The sequence below is a fragment of the Macrococcoides bohemicum genome, assembly GCF_003259675.1.
Taxonomy (GTDB): Bacteria; Bacillota; Bacilli; order Staphylococcales; family Staphylococcaceae; genus Macrococcoides; species Macrococcoides bohemicum.
On the sequence record NZ_PZJG01000001.1, the window covers coordinates 413954 to 427296 of the forward strand.

General features: G+C 35.2%; 16 protein-coding genes. All 16 read left to right on the forward strand.

From position 1 onward, the window contains the following. Nucleotides 1-11: 11 nt before the first annotated feature. The 16 genes from dnaK to recO all read left to right on the forward strand — a co-directional run bounded on the left by dnaK (nucleotide 12) and on the right by recO (nucleotide 13316). Entirely contained in the window at nucleotides 12-1838 is a 1827-nt protein-coding gene (gene dnaK, locus BHX94_RS02855; RefSeq protein WP_111744832.1) for a molecular chaperone DnaK, read from the forward strand. 91 nt (nucleotides 1839-1929) lie between these two features. After that, nucleotides 1930-3048 (forward strand): molecular chaperone DnaJ, encoded by a 1119-nt coding sequence (dnaJ, locus tag BHX94_RS02860; RefSeq protein ID WP_096076317.1) that lies wholly within the window; start codon nucleotides 1930-1932, stop codon nucleotides 3046-3048. 2 nt (nucleotides 3049-3050) lie between these two features. Then, nucleotides 3051-3986 carry a 50S ribosomal protein L11 methyltransferase gene (gene prmA, locus BHX94_RS02865; protein ID WP_111744833.1) on the forward strand — a complete coding sequence of 312 codons (936 nt, stop codon included), beginning with the start codon at nucleotides 3051-3053 and terminating at the stop codon, nucleotides 3984-3986. Between the two features lies 1 nt (nucleotide 3987). Beyond that, nucleotides 3988-4725, forward strand: coding sequence for a 16S rRNA (uracil(1498)-N(3))-methyltransferase (locus BHX94_RS02870; RefSeq protein ID WP_111744834.1), 738 nt, complete (start codon nucleotides 3988-3990; stop codon nucleotides 4723-4725). 136 nt (nucleotides 4726-4861) lie between these two features. Next, nucleotides 4862-6217: a tRNA (N(6)-L-threonylcarbamoyladenosine(37)-C(2))-methylthiotransferase MtaB gene (gene mtaB, locus BHX94_RS02875; protein ID WP_096076320.1), complete on the forward strand. Its 1356-nt coding sequence runs from the start codon at nucleotides 4862-4864 to the stop codon at nucleotides 6215-6217. A 118-nt stretch (nucleotides 6218-6335) separates the two neighbouring features. Further along, on the forward strand, nucleotides 6336-6512 hold the full coding sequence (gene rpsU, locus BHX94_RS02880; RefSeq protein WP_041636032.1) for a 30S ribosomal protein S21: 177 nt from the start codon (nucleotides 6336-6338) through the stop codon (nucleotides 6510-6512). 173 nt (nucleotides 6513-6685) lie between these two features. Beyond that, nucleotides 6686-7315: an NfeD family protein gene (locus tag BHX94_RS02885; protein WP_111744835.1), complete on the forward strand. Its 630-nt coding sequence runs from the start codon at nucleotides 6686-6688 to the stop codon at nucleotides 7313-7315. A gap of 18 nt (nucleotides 7316-7333) precedes the next feature. Continuing rightward, entirely contained in the window at nucleotides 7334-8326 is a 993-nt protein-coding gene (gene floA / locus BHX94_RS02890; protein WP_111744836.1) for a flotillin-like protein FloA, read from the forward strand. 11 nt (nucleotides 8327-8337) lie between these two features. Then, nucleotides 8338-8919, forward strand: coding sequence for a hypothetical protein (locus BHX94_RS02895; protein WP_111744837.1), 582 nt, complete (start codon nucleotides 8338-8340; stop codon nucleotides 8917-8919). 78 nt (nucleotides 8920-8997) lie between these two features. Next, nucleotides 8998-9426 (forward strand): PH domain-containing protein, encoded by a 429-nt coding sequence (locus tag BHX94_RS02900; protein ID WP_096076324.1) that lies wholly within the window; start codon nucleotides 8998-9000, stop codon nucleotides 9424-9426. 66 nt (nucleotides 9427-9492) lie between these two features. Beyond that, entirely contained in the window at nucleotides 9493-10437 is a 945-nt protein-coding gene (locus BHX94_RS02905; protein WP_111744838.1) for a PhoH family protein, read from the forward strand. After that, entirely contained in the window at nucleotides 10437-10901 is a 465-nt protein-coding gene (ybeY, locus tag BHX94_RS02910; RefSeq protein ID WP_111744839.1) for an rRNA maturation RNase YbeY, read from the forward strand. The genes BHX94_RS02905 and ybeY overlap by 1 nt, the downstream gene beginning before the upstream one ends. A 2-nt stretch (nucleotides 10902-10903) precedes the next feature. Then, nucleotides 10904-11248 carry a diacylglycerol kinase family protein gene (locus BHX94_RS02915; RefSeq protein WP_111744840.1) on the forward strand — a complete coding sequence of 115 codons (345 nt, stop codon included), beginning with the start codon at nucleotides 10904-10906 and terminating at the stop codon, nucleotides 11246-11248. A gap of 10 nt (nucleotides 11249-11258) precedes the next feature. Beyond that, nucleotides 11259-11672, forward strand: coding sequence for a cytidine deaminase (gene cdd, locus BHX94_RS02920; protein ID WP_111744841.1), 414 nt, complete (start codon nucleotides 11259-11261; stop codon nucleotides 11670-11672). Then, entirely contained in the window at nucleotides 11662-12564 is a 903-nt protein-coding gene (gene era / locus BHX94_RS02925) for a GTPase Era (protein WP_096076329.1), read from the forward strand. Before cdd ends, era begins: the two co-directional genes overlap by 11 nt. After that, on the forward strand, nucleotides 12564-13316 hold the full coding sequence (recO, locus tag BHX94_RS02930; RefSeq protein WP_111744842.1) for a DNA repair protein RecO: 753 nt from the start codon (nucleotides 12564-12566) through the stop codon (nucleotides 13314-13316). Before era ends, recO begins: the two co-directional genes overlap by 1 nt. The last annotated feature ends 27 nt before the right edge of the window (nucleotides 13317-13343 follow it).

Consider the following 13343-nt stretch of genomic DNA (forward strand, 5'->3'; position numbering starts at 1 on the left):
GGAATTATATAATGAGTAAAGTAATTGGTATTGACTTAGGAACAACAAATTCATGTGTATCTGTATTAGAAGGTGGCGAACCTAAAGTTATCGCTAACCCTGAAGGTAACCGTACTACACCATCTGTAGTAGCATTTAAAAATGGTGAAACACAAGTTGGGGAAGTTGCAAAACGTCAAGCAATCACTAACCCAAACACAATCATCTCAATCAAACGTCATATGGGTACAGACTATAAAGAAAATATTGATGGCAAACAATATTCACCACAAGAAATTTCAGCAATGATCTTACAAAATTTAAAAGCGACTGCAGAAAGCTATTTAGGTGAAAAAGTATCTAAAGCGGTTATTACTGTTCCAGCTTATTTCAACGATGCAGAACGTCAGGCAACAAAAGATGCTGGTAAAATCGCTGGATTAGAAGTTGAGCGTATTATCAACGAACCTACTGCTGCAGCACTTGCATACGGTTTAGATAAAACTGATAAAGAACAAAAAGTATTAGTATTTGACTTAGGTGGCGGTACGTTTGACGTATCTATCTTAGAACTTGGAGACGGTGTATTTGAAGTGTTATCTACTGCTGGTGATAACCGTTTAGGTGGAGATGACTTTGACCAGGTAATCATAGACTTCTTAGTTGCAGAATTCAAAAAAGAAAATGGATTAGATTTATCAAATGATAAAATGGCTATGCAACGTTTGAAAGATGCTGCTGAAAAAGCGAAGAAAGATTTATCAGGTGTATCTTCAACTCAAATCTCATTACCGTTCATCTCAGCTGGAGAAGCTGGACCATTACACTTAGAAGTTACTTTATCACGTGCGAAATTTGAAGACTTATCTCGTGAGTTAGTTGAACGTACAATGGGTCCAACTCGTCAAGCAATGAAAGACGCTGGATTATCAAGTTCAGATATCGACGAAGTATTATTAGTTGGTGGATCTACACGTATCCCAGCAGTACAAGAAGCAATTAAAAAAGAATTAGGCAAAGAACCAAATAAAGGTGTTAACCCTGATGAAGTAGTAGCGATGGGCGCTGCAATTCAAGGTGGTGTACTAACTGGAGATGTTCAGGACATTGTATTATTAGACGTAACACCATTATCTCTAGGTATTGAAACAATGGGTGGCGTTTCTACGGTATTAATTGAACGTAACACAACAATACCGACATCTAAATCACAAGTATTCTCTACAGCAGCAGATAACCAGCCTGCAGTTGATATTCACGTATTACAAGGTGAGCGTCAAATGGCAGCAGATAACAAAACATTAGGTCGCTTCCAGTTAACTGATATTCCACCAGCACCACGCGGTATGCCTCAAATCGAAGTAACATTCGATATCGATAAAAATGGTATCGTTAACGTTACAGCGAAAGATTTAGGTACTCAAAAAGAACAAAAAATTACTATTCAGTCTTCATCTTCATTAAGTGACGAAGAAATCGATCGCATGGTTAAAGATGCAGAAGCAAACGCTGAAGCGGATAAAAAACGTCGTGAAGCAGTAGATTTACGTAATGAAGCTGATCAATTAGTATTTGCTACTGATAAAGCGATTAAAGATTTAGAAGGTAAAGTGGACGCTGCCGAAGTTGAAAAAGCAGAAGCTGCGAAAGAAGAACTTAAAAAAGCTTTAGAAGGCAATGATATTGAAGATATTAAAGCGAAAAAAGATAGTTTAAATGAAATCGTTCAGGCATTATCTATGAAATTATATGAAGAGATGGCTGCACAACAAGGTGCAGAAGGTGCTCAAAACACAAATCCTGAAGATGATGTAGTAGATGCAGACTTTACTGAAGTTAAAGATGACGATAAAAAATAATAAGTAATAACATAAAGTCAAAGTCAATTTATTGACTTTGGCTTTTTCTTTCAGCATATTTAACTAAGTAGTTAGAAAAGGAGAATGAAAAGTGGCGAAAAGAGATTATTATGAAGTTCTAGGTTTACAAAAAGGTGCTTCTAAAGAAGAAATTAAACGTGCATATAAAAAACTTTCAAAAAAATATCATCCGGACATCAATAAAGAAGAAGATGCAGATGTAAAGTTCAAAGAAATTGCAGAAGCATATGAAGTATTAAGTGACGATCAGAAGAAAGCACAGTATGATCAATTTGGTCACGCAGGTATGGGTCAAGGTGCTGGATTTGGTGGTCAGGACTTTGGCGGTTTCGGTGGATTTGAAGATATCTTCAGTTCGTTCTTTGGCGGTGGTGCCAGACGCGATCCTAATGCCCCTCAAAAAGGTGATGACTTACAATATCAGATGAATATATCTTTTGAAGAAGCAGTATTTGGCGCTGAAAAAGAAATTTCAGTTAAAAAAGAAGTAACTTGTGAGACATGTGATGGCAGCGGTGCAAAACCTGGAACTGAAGTACATACTTGTAAAACGTGTCACGGACGTGGTAATGTACAGGTGGAACAAAATACACCGTTTGGTCGTGTAAGAACTGAACGACCATGTCATGATTGTGGTGGTACGGGTAAAACATTTGATGAAAAATGTCATGATTGTGGCGGCACAGGTCGAGTAATTAAAACCGTTAAAATTAAAGTCACTGTGCCAGCTGGTGTTGATACTGGACAACAAATCCGTTTAGCTAATCAAGGTGAGCCGGGTATTAATGGTGGTCCTGCTGGTGATCTATATGTCGTATTCAAAGTTGCTGACCATGCTCATTTTGAACGTGCAGGGGAAGATATTTTCTATACATTAAACTTATCAATTGCTCAAGCGGCACTTGGTGATGAAGTGGAAGTGCCTACGCTGGAAGGAAAAGCGAAGATTACAATTCCATCAGGTACTCAAACTGGTAAACGTTTCAGATTAAAAGAAAAAGGCATTCAAAATGTACACGGCTATGGTAAGGGCGACTTATATGTCACTGTCAATGTAGTAACACCTGTGAAGATGACAAATAGACAAGCGGAATTATTAAGAGAATTTGCTGAAATAGATGGTACGGAAATTAACGAACAACCTTCAAACTTTTTCGATAAAACAAAACGCTTCTTTAAAGGGGAATAATAATGAACTATAAAGAAATAACATTGATGATTAACCATGAGCTTGAACCATTTATTGCAGATATATTAAATGAAGTGGGTGCAAATGGTGTCGTTATAGAAGATAGTTTAGAACTTGTTAAAGGTCGTATTGAAACGTACGGTGAAATCTATGAGTTAAATCCAGATGATTACCCAGAATCTGATGTACGTGTAAAAGTGTATTTTAGTGAATTAGATTATTCTGATGCAATCATTGATGAAATCAAAGAAAAAATTAATGGATTACAGGATGTTGAAGTTACAAGATTAGAAATTACTACTGATGAGGTTCAGGAAGAAGACTGGGCTAATGAATGGAAAAATCATTTTCATGCATTTAAAGCTTCAGAAAGATTTGTTGTTGTACCAAGCTGGGAAAATTATGAGAACCAAAACGATGACGAGTTTATCATTAAGCTTGATCCGGGCATGGCATTTGGTACAGGTGATCATGCTACAACATCGATGTGTTTAAAATTAATAGAGAAATATGTCCAACCAAATCAATCTGTTATTGATGTCGGTACTGGTTCAGGCATTTTAAGTATAGCAGCGCATCAATTAGGTGCTGCACCCATTAAAGCGTTAGATCTGGATAGTGTGGCAGTACGTGTTGCTGTGGATAACTTTGAAAAAAATGATTGTGCGGATGCGATTCAAGCGGAACCAGGCAACTTATTAAAAGGTGAAAGTGAAAAACGTGATGTCATTTTTGCAAATATATTAGCGCATATCGTAGATTTAATGATTGATGATAGCATTGCATTATTAAATGACAATGGTCTACTGATCACTTCAGGTATCATTTTAGAAAAAGAAGAAATGATCGTTGAACATTTGGAACGCGTTGGTTATAAGATAGAAGAAATTATGCGTGAAAATGGCTGGATTGCGATTGCCGCTAGAAAAGAGGCATAACATGCAGCGTTATTTTCTAAATACTGAAGCTGAAAATAATAAAAGCTATACAATTATCGATAGAGAGGATGTACATCATATAAAGAATGTGATGCGTCAAACTGCTGGAAGTAAGATCATCATTAATTTTATCAATGCTAGTTTTATAAGTGAAATTACTGCTATTGATAATCAAATTACAGTAATAACCCGTGAAAAGTTAGAGCTGAATACAGAATTACCTGTACAAGTTACGATCGCAAGCGGTTTTTTAAAGAACGATAAATATGAATGGATGATTCAAAAAGCGACTGAACTCGGTGCGTATCGCTTCCTGCCCTTTATATCTGATCATACTGTGATTAAGTTGGATGAAAAGAAAATGATAAAAAAGGTAGAAAGATATCAGAAAATAATAAAGGAGGCAGCAGAACAAAGTTATCGTCAGATTATACCTGAAATTAAAGTTGTAAAGAATAGTAATGCTTTAGCTGCATTATTAGATGATTATGATGTTGTACTCGTTGCTTACGAAGAATCTGCTAAAAATGATGAAACGTCTGTGCTCAGTCAAACATTAAAAAGATTAGAATCTGGTACGAAGGTAATCGTTATCTTTGGGCCGGAAGGTGGATTGAGTGAAACAGAAATTAAACAATTTAATGCACCCACAATTGGTTTAGGACCTAGAATACTACGTGCAGAAACTGCCCCACTATATTTACTGAGCGCGATAGGTTATCATATTGAACTATCATAAAAATTTATTATAAAAGACAGTGTGATGGACATTGCATCCCACTGTCTTTTATAATGATTAGATTGAAATTCCTATCAATTAATGTTATTTTTATATAATGTGATTTATTGAACGAAAATAAAATGAGGTGAAATAAATGGCAACTGTTGCCTTCCATACTTTAGGATGTAAAGTAAACCATTATGAAACTGAAGCCATCTGGCAATTATTTAAAGAAGCATCATATGAGCGTGTAGATTTTGAAACTAATGCAGACGTTTATGTGATTAATACTTGTACCGTGACAAACACTGGGGATAAGAAAAGTCGTCAGGTTATTCGTCGTGCCATCAGACGTAATCCGGAAGCGGTTATCTGTGTAACTGGTTGTTATGCTCAAACATCGTCAGCTGAAATTATGGATATTGCGGGTGTTGATATCGTTGTCGGTACACAAGATCGAAATAAGATGTTACCGTATATTGAACAGTTTAGAAATGAAAGACAACCGATTAACGGTGTCACAAATATCATGAAGAATCGTACGTACGAAGAACTAGACGTACCATATTTTACTGATAGAACACGTGCATCACTGAAGATTCAGGAAGGCTGTAATAACTTCTGTACATTCTGTATCATCCCGTGGGCAAGAGGATTGATGCGTTCAAGAGACCCGAAAGAAGTCGTAAGACAAGCAACACAGCTTGTTCAATCTGGTTATCAGGAAATTGTCTTAACAGGTATCCACACAGGTGGCTATGGTGAAGATTTAAAAGATTACAATTTAGCACAACTGCTTCGAGATTTAGAAACGATTGATGGATTAAAACGTATCCGTATCTCATCTATTGAAGCAAGTCAATTAACGGATGAAGTGATTGATGTCATCGATAAAAGCGAGAAGGTTGTACGTCACTTACATATTCCACTACAATCTGGGAGCGATACAGTATTAAAACGTATGCGTCGTAAATATACGATGGAACACTTCTCAGAAAGATTAAGAAAATTACATGCAATTATGCCTGGACTTGCTGTGACAAGCGACGTCATTGTTGGATTCCCTGGTGAAACAGAAGAGGAATTCCAGGAAACATATGATTTTATTCAGGAACATGGTTTTTCTGAACTGCATGTTTTTCCATATTCAATGAGAACAGGTACACCAGCAGCGCGTATGACGGATCAAATTGATGAGAATGTGAAAAATGAACGCGTACATCACTTAATTAGTCTGTCAGATCAGCTTGCTAAAGAATATGCTAGCAGATTTGAAGGTGAAGTATTAGAAGTTATTCCTGAAGAGAAAGCAAGCGTTGAAAATATGCTGGTCGGTTACACAGATAATTACTTAAAAGTACAATTTGAAGCTGACGAAAGCTTAATCGGTGAACTTGTAAAAGTTAAGATAACTGAAGCCGGCTATCCGATGAATAAAGGACAATTTGTTAAAGTAATCCCTAATATATATAAAAAGACAGAAGAAAATAAGGAACTTACTGTAAATTAAAAAATGAGTGTTGACCGTAGATTGATAATCTATTATAATATTTTAGTACATAGAAATATTTATTTAAATAAATCTATGTTTAATATGTTCCGTTGATATTTGGAGGGAGGGAAATTAAATGTCTAAAACTGTAGTTCGTAAAAACGAATCAATCGAAGATGCTTTACGTCGTTTCAAACGTACTGTTTCAAAAAATGGTACAATTCAAGAAGTTCGTAAACGTGAATTCTACGAAAAACCAAGTGTTAAACGTAAAAAGAAATCAGAAGCAGCACGTAAACGTAAATTTAAATAATAATTGCTCCCTCAAATATTATTTATAGATAGGCACGCCACATTTGTGGTGTGTTTTTTTATATAGTTTAAAAACATATATCTTAAGGGCTACCTTAAATTTACCTTAAAAAAACTAATAATTTACAGACTATTAAATTATTTAAGTTATAATATAAGTAAGGAGGTGTTTGATTGGAAATCAGTACGTATGATGGTGTGATTTTATTGCTCATGATTATTATGGTATCTACAGGTCTGTGGCAATTGTATTCACCGAAGTTAGGTATTTCAGGCATCATCAGCAGTATTGCTGCAATTAGTTTTCTCGGACTAAATTTATTTAATAATCAGATGGAAGCATTATCTATAATTTTGTTTTTAGGTGGTATTATTTTAGTAGTCCTGGAGCTGTTTGTTGTGGGAGCGATATTAGGTATTATAGGTATGTTAAGCATTATTGCTAGTTTCTTACTGATTGGTGATAACGTCGCTAAAATGGGTGTCTTTGTAGCGATTTGTTTAATTATTGCAATTGTAGAATGGGTGATCTTAGTGAAATTTTTAAAGAAGACGATACCGATTTTCTCTCAAGTTGTCCTCCATGATTCAACGAATAAAGAGTCGGGATATACATCTCATGATGACAGAAGCCATCTTGTTGGACAAACAGCAACTACATTAACGGAATTACGTCCTTCAGGTATTATTATTCATCAAGGGAAACGTATTGATGCTGTAAGTGATGGTGCATTTATTAAACGTGAGAAAGAAGTTCGTATTATTGAAGTGGAAGGCACAAGAGTTGTAGTAACAGAAATATAATAAACAGGAGTGAACTTTATGGCAGGATTAATAACAATCGGTATTATAGCATTTGTAGTTCTTATTCTTTTAATGATTTTATTTTCATTTGTACCTGTTGGTTTATGGATTTCGGCATTAGCTGCTGGCGTTAAAGTTAGTATCGGTACATTAGTTGGGATGCGTTTACGTCGTGTATCGCCAAGACGTGTAATCGATCCTTTAATTAAAGCGCATAAAGCCGGATTACATTTAACGACAAATCAATTAGAATCACATTATTTAGCTGGTGGGAATGTTGACCGCGTCGTTGATGCAATCATCGCAGCACAACGAGCTGATATTAATTTACCGTTTGAACGTGGTGCAGCAATTGACTTAGCAGGTCGTGATGTATTAGAAGCAGTTCAAATGTCAGTTAACCCTAAAGTAATTGAAACACCATTTATTGCGGGTGTTGCGATGAACGGTATTGAAGTGAAAGCCAAAGCAAGAATCACAGTACGTGCAAATATTGAGCGTCTAGTCGGTGGTGCTGGGGAAGAAACAATTGTTGCTCGTGTTGGTGAAGGGATTGTCTCAACAATTGGTTCTAGTGCATCACATACCTCTGTATTAGAAAATCCGGATATGATATCTCAAACTGTATTAGGTAAAGGTTTAGATAGTGGTACAGCATTTGAAATCTTATCGATTGATATTGCAGACGTTGATATCGGTAAGAACATTGGTGCAGACTTACAGACTGAACAAGCATTAGCGGATAAAAATATTGCACAGGCAAAAGCAGAGGAACGTCGTGCAATGGCCGTAGCTCAAGAACAAGAGATGAAGGCGAAAGTTCAGGAAATGAGAGCGAAAGTAGTGGAAGCGGAAGCTGAAGTACCATTAGCAATGGCTCAAGCTTTAAAATTAGGTAATATCGGAGTTATGGATTATTATAATCTTAAAAATATTGAATCAGACACTGGGATGAGAAATTCTATAAATAAGATGACTGATCCAAATAGCAGTGACACGCCTAAAAAATAAAGGGTGATTAGATGAGTACTGGATTTATTGTGTTTATTATCTTTACAGTTATTAGCATTGTTTCATCAATAAATGAGAATGCTAATAAACAAAAAGCGAAACAAGTAAAACGTCCGATATCGAGTAAGCAACAAGTGAATTCTAAAAATGTATTTTCTCAGTTACAGAAATCAATGGGTAATTTAGAAAAAGAGTTTACCGATTTCAAAAAGAACCCGGAAGCGAAATTAAAAGAAATTGAACAACGCATTGAAAAAGGTTATAAGCAAACGCGAAATGTAGAACAACAAGTAAAAAATAAAGTAGCAGAAGCGAAAGACCAAGAGCGTCCAATAGAACGTTCTGCTGCTAAGAAAATTCAGGCATTCGAAGAAAAGATACAGTCAGAGGAAACGCTATCACTAGCTGAGCGTATAGCAACAATTGAAGCTGATTCCCATCTGTCACCAAGACAGAAAATGAATCGCATCAATATGATACGGATGGAAGATGATATTGATAGAGCAAGCTCACTTGTAGATTTTACACCCGAAAATACGCTTAAGGGTATTATTTACAGTGAAATATTAGGTCCTCCAAAAGCAAGAAGATAATAACTATGATGCGCAAAATAATTTGCGTATCATAGTTATTTTTTTAAATTTTTTGATAAAATAAAAGAGGGTGATAATATGATCTATAAAAGTCGTAACAACAATTTCCAGAAAGTAATGGTCTTCATCGTTAGCATTTTAATAATATTAGCGTGCTTTATGAATTTTTTGACGAGTGGGATTGCTTCAATTGTTATCGGAATATTATTAATCTATATTATCTTGCATGAATATTATGCTATAGAAAATCACACCTTAGTTATTAAAAAGGGTTTTGAAACAAACAAGATTAACATACTGAACATTGATTTATTAAATATTATACACATTAGAAATATGACGTATATTGAAATTGTAAGTAAGAATAAAAAGATTGTTGTAAAACCTGTAGAAACCAATCAATTTATAAAGCATCTCATTAGCATCAATCCATATATACATGTACAAAATCTGAATAAATCAACTAAACAGGTTGTAAAGCCTGTTATGAATGAGTCTGTTCAGTGATAATTAATTGTTTGTTCTGCATGAGTTTGATAAAGTTAAATTAACATTACTTAAAGGAGTTTTTGAATGTCTCAAATTATCCGCTTCGATAATATCAATGAAGCTCAAGCGTTGCTTGGTAACCAAGATGAACACCTGAAGTTTTTAGAAGAATCATTTGATGTTGAGATTCATACAAGAGGTCAGGAATTAACAATATATGGTGAAGATGAGAAAGTAGTCGTTGCAGAAAGTGTAGTAAAAAGTCTGTTAACTGTTATCCGTAAAGGTACTTCCATTTCTTTACGTGACGTTCAGTCAGCGGTACAGATGGCAACGAATGGTACCTTGCAGTATTTAAGTGACCTATACGATGAAGAAATCACGAAAGATGCTTTCGGTAAACCGATTCGTGCTAAGACGATGGGACAACGTCTGTATATACGCCATATCAAACATAACGATCTCGTATTTGGAATCGGTCCGGCAGGTACAGGTAAGACATTTTTAGCTGTTGTTATGGCTGCACAAGCGTTAAGAAATGGCAAAGTGAAGCGTATCGTGCTGACACGTCCTGCTGTTGAAGCAGGAGAATCATTAGGATTTCTGCCTGGAGATTTAAAAGAGAAAGTTGATCCATATTTAAGACCTTTGTATGATGGATTACACTTTGTATTAGGTGCTGAACATACGGCACGTTTAATGGAACGTGGTGTTATTGAAATTGCACCGCTTGCATATATGCGTGGTAGAACTTTAGAAGATGCTTTTGTTATCTTAGATGAAGCACAGAATACAACGCATGCTCAGATGAAGATGTTTTTAACACGTCTAGGTTTTGGTTCAAAGATGGTTATAACAGGCGATGAAACACAGATTGATTTACCAAAAGGTGTAAAGAGTGGCTTAGTGGAAGCTGTTCAGAGGTTGGGTAAAGTAAGTGGTATAGAAGTGCATCATTTTGATGCTGCCGATGTTGTGAGACATCCATTAGTTGGTAAAATTATTAATGCATATGAAGGTGATGAATAATGTTAACAGTTGATTTTATAGATGATGACGAAATGATTGCTGCAGATCACTTATCAGAAATTGAAAAGTTATTGCAATTTGCTGCACATCAAGAAGGTATTGATGAAGAAGCTGAAGTCGCTGTATCTTTTGTTAATGAAGATGAAATACAAAGTATCAATAAAGAATATCGTGATAAAGATAGTGTTACAGATGTCATAAGCTTTGCTTTAGAAGAGGGTGAAGATGAAGATTTTGAAATGCCGGATGCGCCTCGTGTTTTAGGCGACATTATTATTTGTGTTAAACGTGCAGAAGAGCAGGCAAAAGAATATGGTCACTCTTTTGAACGTGAGTTAGGATTCCTATCAGTTCATGGACTATTACATCTTTTAGGATATGATCATATGAATGAAGCAGATGAGAAAAAAATGTTTGGACGCCAGGATGAAATATTAAATGCTTACGGCTTAACGAGAGAATAAGGATGAAACGATTTTTATATCCAGTGCAAGGTTTCATAACGTTGTTAAAAAAAGATATTAATTTTGTTATTCATTTAATTGCCGCGGTATTAGTAACTATCTTTTCATTTTATTTTCAAATTACAAAAGTAGAATGGATGTTTGTGATTATTGCGATTTTTTCTGTATTGTTTATGGAGGTGATAAATACTTCAGTAGAATATGTTGTGGACCTTGTCACAGAAGATTATCATGAACTAGCAAAGCATGCTAAAGATACAGCCGCGTTTGCAGTTTTATTATCATCAATCATGAGTACTATTATCGGAATAAGCATTTTCATACCTTATATAATCAAATTATTTTAGGAGGGATATTATGGAATTTAAAAATGAATGGCTGGATGGTGTTAAGACAGCTCGAGAAAAAGCATATACACCGTATTCAAATTTTAAAGTGGGTGCATTTTTAATCGCTAAAGATGGTACGACATTTGATGGATGTAATGTTGAGAATGCAGCATATGGTGATTGTATTTGCGCAGAACGTACTGCACTTGTTTCAGCAATAGCTCAGGGGTATAAACCAGGAGATTTTGAAGCGTTGGTTGTTACAACTGACACACCAAAACCTTCATCTCCGTGTGGCTCATGCAGACAAGTAATTAAAGAGCTATGCGAAGATGAAATGCCAGTATACTTAACAAATATTAAAGGTGATGTGATCAAACGTACCGTAGATGATTTATTACCGTTAGGATTTTCAGGAAGGGACTTAGAAGATGTCAAATAATTTTAAATCAGGATTTGTAGCGATAATTGGTAGACCCAATGTCGGAAAATCAACTTTTATGAATAAAGTGCTTGGACAAAAAGTTGCAATTATGTCAGACAAAGCACAGACTACAAGAAACAAAGTTCAAGGTGTACTTACAACAGAACAATCTCAAATCATATTCATCGATACGCCAGGCATTCATAAACCAAAACATGTATTAGGTGATTATATGATGAAGATCGCTAAAAATACATTACGAGAAGTAGATGCGATATTATTTATGGTAAATGTTGAAGAAAGTTTAGGGCGTGGTGATGAATTTATCATTGAGCTATTAAAATCAAACAAGACACCGATTTTCTTAGTCTTAAATAAGATTGACAAGATTCATCCAGATCAACTGATTAAAGAAATTGAAAAATATAAGGACTTGTTACCATTCGCTGAAGTAGTGCCAATTTCAGCACTACAAGGAAATAATGTTGATCGATTAGTGGAAGTGATTGAAGGTTATATGCCGGAAGGACCGATGTATTATCCGAAAGATACAATTTCAGATCATCCAGAAGAATTTATCGTAGCAGAATTAATTCGTGAAAAGGCCCTGCATTTAACAAGTCAGGAAATCCCCCATGCCATCGGTGTTCAAGTTGAAAAGATGACACGTGTTTCTGATGACCAGGTAGATATTGAGGCGACTATATATATCGAACGTGATTCTCAAAAAGGAATTATTATTGGAAAGAAAGGTTCAATGTTAAAGCAAATTGGTCAAAATGCACGTAAAGATATCGAAATGTTACTAGGTTCTAAAGTTTATTTAGAACTTTGGGTGAAAGTACAAAAAGATTGGCGTAATAAACCGAACTTTATTCGTCAAATCGGTTATAGAGAAGATGAATATTAATGCTTAAAAAGTCTGTTGGTATTGTTATCAGGAGAGTAGAATATGGTGATAATCATTTGATTATCACTTTTTTAAATGAAGCAGGTATAAAAGTAGCAGTGATGGCTAGAAATGCGCGTAAATCAACAAAGTATGGTGCAGGTTTAGATTTGTTCTATGAAAATCTATTTATCTTTTCACAATTTAAAGGAATGGGAACGCTTAGTTCTGTAGACATAATAGAAAGTCATTATTCAATTCGTAGTGACATAATGAAGTTAACTTATGCACAATATATTGTTGAGATAATAGATAGAGGTCTCGATGATGATACGTCTAATAAACAAGTGTTTCAGTTGTTGAAATTTGGTCTGGATAGGATTTCAGAGGGAGATAATGAAGCATTAATTGCATTATTTGTTTCACTCAAAATGATGTCGCTCTATGGGTATGAACCCAACTTTAAATACAGTGCACATGACGGTGCGTTGGATCATAAAGATTTTGTTGCATATTCGTTTAAATATAATAGTGTCGTGACAAAGTTCGGATTAATAGATGACCCTCATGCTATCCGTATATCAAATAAAGCATTGTATTTGCTATATCTACTCGATGAAATACCTCTGGATAAAGTAAGCGGGATGAAAATTAGTGACGAAGTAGTCCGAGAGATGGAATCACTTGTCTTTAAAATGTACGATGAATTTGTAGGCGTATTTTTGAAATCTCGCAAAATTATTGAACAGTTAAATCAGATGGATCAACAATAAAAAGCACTCATGAATGGTAATCATGGG

Coding starts and splice junctions, on each gene's coding strand:
- dnaK (WP_111744832.1), top strand. CDS start 12: ATGAGTAAAGTAATTGGTATTGACTTAGGAACAACAAATTCATGTGTA.
- prmA (WP_111744833.1), top strand. CDS start 3,051: ATGAACTATAAAGAAATAACATTGATGATTAACCATGAGCTTGAACCA.
- BHX94_RS02870 (WP_111744834.1), top strand. CDS start 3,988: ATGCAGCGTTATTTTCTAAATACTGAAGCTGAAAATAATAAAAGCTAT.
- mtaB (WP_096076320.1), top strand. CDS start 4,862: ATGGCAACTGTTGCCTTCCATACTTTAGGATGTAAAGTAAACCATTAT.
- rpsU (WP_041636032.1), top strand. CDS start 6,336: ATGTCTAAAACTGTAGTTCGTAAAAACGAATCAATCGAAGATGCTTTA.
- floA (WP_111744836.1), top strand. CDS start 7,334: ATGGCAGGATTAATAACAATCGGTATTATAGCATTTGTAGTTCTTATT.
- BHX94_RS02895 (WP_111744837.1), top strand. CDS start 8,338: ATGAGTACTGGATTTATTGTGTTTATTATCTTTACAGTTATTAGCATT.
- BHX94_RS02900 (WP_096076324.1), top strand. CDS start 8,998: ATGATCTATAAAAGTCGTAACAACAATTTCCAGAAAGTAATGGTCTTC.
- BHX94_RS02905 (WP_111744838.1), top strand. CDS start 9,493: ATGTCTCAAATTATCCGCTTCGATAATATCAATGAAGCTCAAGCGTTG.
- ybeY (WP_111744839.1), top strand. CDS start 10,437: ATGTTAACAGTTGATTTTATAGATGATGACGAAATGATTGCTGCAGAT.
- BHX94_RS02915 (WP_111744840.1), top strand. CDS start 10,904: ATGAAACGATTTTTATATCCAGTGCAAGGTTTCATAACGTTGTTAAAA.
- cdd (WP_111744841.1), top strand. CDS start 11,259: ATGGAATTTAAAAATGAATGGCTGGATGGTGTTAAGACAGCTCGAGAA.
- era (WP_096076329.1), top strand. CDS start 11,662: ATGTCAAATAATTTTAAATCAGGATTTGTAGCGATAATTGGTAGACCC.
- recO (WP_111744842.1), top strand. CDS start 12,564: ATGCTTAAAAAGTCTGTTGGTATTGTTATCAGGAGAGTAGAATATGGT.